Source organism: Delftia sp. ZNC0008 (assembly GCF_000799035.1).
GTDB classification, from domain to species: domain Bacteria; phylum Pseudomonadota; class Gammaproteobacteria; order Burkholderiales; family Burkholderiaceae_C; genus Comamonas; species Comamonas tsuruhatensis.
The window spans coordinates 1-315 of the sequence record NZ_JTKZ01000135.1 but is presented as its reverse complement, the minus strand read 5'-3'; the positions used below and the strand labels follow the sequence as shown (position 1 = coordinate 315).

Here is a 315-nt window from a genome sequence, read left to right as displayed (position 1 = left end):
TGCCTCCGCTGCCCGCGCAGCCGCGCCCGCCCTTTGTCCCCGACGCCTCGGCGCCGCTGACGCTGGCCCGGCTCACCGATTTCCTGCGCCACCCGGCGCGCGCCTACCTGCGCCAGCGCCTGCAGGTGCGCTTCGAGCAGGAGGACAACCCGGTCGTGGACGAGGAGTTGTTCCAGCTCGACGGCCTGACCGAATACCTGCTGGTGCAGCAGTTGCAGCAGCAGGTGGCGGCCGGCCTGTCCGAGCCCGGGCAGGCGCCCCAGGCCATGGAAGACAGCGTGCGCGCCGCCGTGGCGCGCCTCACGCGCTCGGGGC

General features: G+C 74.3%; 1 protein-coding gene. It reads left to right on the top strand.

What is annotated here, in order from left to right; genetic code table 11:
* Positions 1 to 315 (top strand): hypothetical protein (locus tag L995_RS04720; RefSeq protein ID WP_047469632.1); only part of this gene is annotated, 315 nt, incomplete at both ends.